The organism is Saliphagus sp. LR7 (genome assembly GCF_003344565.1).
In the GTDB taxonomy this organism is placed as follows: Archaea; Halobacteriota; Halobacteria; order Halobacteriales; family Natrialbaceae; genus Saliphagus; species Saliphagus infecundisoli.
Genome location: NZ_QPND01000064.1, coordinates 1 through 1,692, shown reverse-complemented (window position 1 = coordinate 1,692; position 1,692 = coordinate 1). Strand labels below are relative to the sequence as shown.

The following is a 1,692-nucleotide window of genomic DNA, read 5'->3' as shown; positions in this document are numbered from 1 at the left end:
TTCCGATATGGCCGTCCCACGCCTTCTTCGTCGTGAAATGAACGTCTTTGATCGCAAGCGAGTGCACGTCAATCAAGATCGTCGTCTTCATCGACTGGAACGAGAAGTTCGCGCGATCGCGGTAGTGACTCGATGGAAATTCTGCTATCCCATGAGAGCGTGAACCAAGTATGGGACGCAAGAGACCGACAAGTTACCTGTGCCACCGAGCACGTGGTAGTGACTGGTCCGAGTGCGTAGGAAGCCGAGTCTTGGGCGTCACAGCCCGGCTGCCGCCGGGAGCGGCAGCCGGGAAAGCCCGAATAGGTGAGTCTCTGGTTCACGCACCGGCGTCCCGGAGTGATACTCCATGTTCCTTGGAATCGACATTCACAAGCGGTACGCACAAGTCGCCGTAATGGATGAGAACGGGAAGATCATCGAAGAGGTTCGCGTCGAAAACGCGAACCTCGATGACCTCGCCAAGCGGTATGCTGGCGCCGAAGCCGCAATCGAGGCGACCAGCAACTACTACCACATCCACGATACGCTGTCAGAGCATCTGGATGTCACTGTTGCTCATCCCGGAAAACTGACCCTGATCGCCGACACGGACAAGAAAACCGATCGAGTCGATGCGAAAGAACTCGCGCGGATGGTTCGGTTGGGCTCAGTTCCGGAGAGTTACGTACCACCCGAGGAAATCAGGGAAGCCCGCGCACTCGTGCGCGGGCGACAGAAGCTGGTTGAGAACCGTACCGAGTACGCGAATAAGATCCATGGGTTGCTGTCTGATCACGGCATCACGGAGAGCGTGAAACCGCTGTCTGTGAAGGGACGAGAGTTCCTGCGGGAACTCTCGCTCCCGGCTCCGTGGGATGAGTTGTTAGCGTCGTATCTGAAGTTGATCGAGACACTGACCGAGGAGATCAAGCGCTTGGAAGCGACGATCGAAGAGCGCGCTGGGTCTCTGAAGGAGACCCAGCTGCTCATGACGATTCCCGGCGTGAGCTACTACTCGGCGTTGATGATCTACGCCGAACTCGGCGAGATTGATCGATTTGACGGGGATAAAGAGGTCGTGAGTTACGTTGGATTGAACCCAGTGATCCGCGAGTCTGGCGACTCGCGGTTCGAGGGCGGGATCTCAAAGCGAGGATCAGGACGAGTCCGATGGATCCTCGTTCAGTGTGCTCGGACAGCGGTTCATACGTGTAAAGACGAGTACTTGAGTCGATTCTACGATCGGTTAGCAGGAAAGAAAGAATCGCAAAAAGCGATCGTGGCAACCGCTCGGAAGTTGCTGGTATCAATCTATCATATGCTCGATCGAACGGAGGTGTACGATCCACCGGGTGTACCATAATGAGGCGATGACCTGAGCGCCGCTCCTGGCGGCGCTCAGTGGACAGACTGCGGACCGCGACAGCCACAGCTCCCGCTCAAGAAGTCTCCCGCCTTCCGCCAGGTCAGAGCGATATCGCTCCGCTGTCTGCTGATTTTCCTCATTCCATGAAACGGTATTTACACAGCCCAAAATGTTATGTCGTCAACCGTGGTTTGGCCGGGTAGCAGAATTCCCATAGGTGGTAACTCGTTTGATCGCGCTGGAAGCCACTCGCGTCAATGGCCGCTTCACCACTCCAGCCCACCTGCTCCGCGCTTCGGCGGAGCAGGTGACGGAGTTCACGCATCCGGTATTCCTGTTCCCAG

The 1,692-nt window shown here is 56.7% G+C and carries 1 protein-coding gene and 2 pseudogenes; 1 reads left to right on the top strand and 2 read right to left on the bottom strand.

What is annotated here, in order from left to right; translation table 11 throughout:
* A pseudogene (locus DVH23_RS23155) lies at positions 1-133 on the bottom strand (IS5/IS1182 family transposase); the annotation flags it as partial.
* Positions 134-349: 216 nt separating this feature from the next.
* On the opposite strand from DVH23_RS23155, the gene DVH23_RS23150 reads away from it, so the two are divergent.
* Positions 350-1,345: an IS110 family transposase gene (locus DVH23_RS23150; RefSeq protein WP_114579687.1), complete on the top strand. Its 996-nt coding sequence runs from the start codon at positions 350-352 to the stop codon at positions 1,343-1,345.
* Positions 1,346-1,565: 220 nt separating this feature from the next.
* Here DVH23_RS23150 and DVH23_RS23145 read toward each other — a convergent pair.
* A pseudogene (locus DVH23_RS23145) lies at positions 1,566-1,692 on the bottom strand (IS5/IS1182 family transposase); the annotation flags it as partial.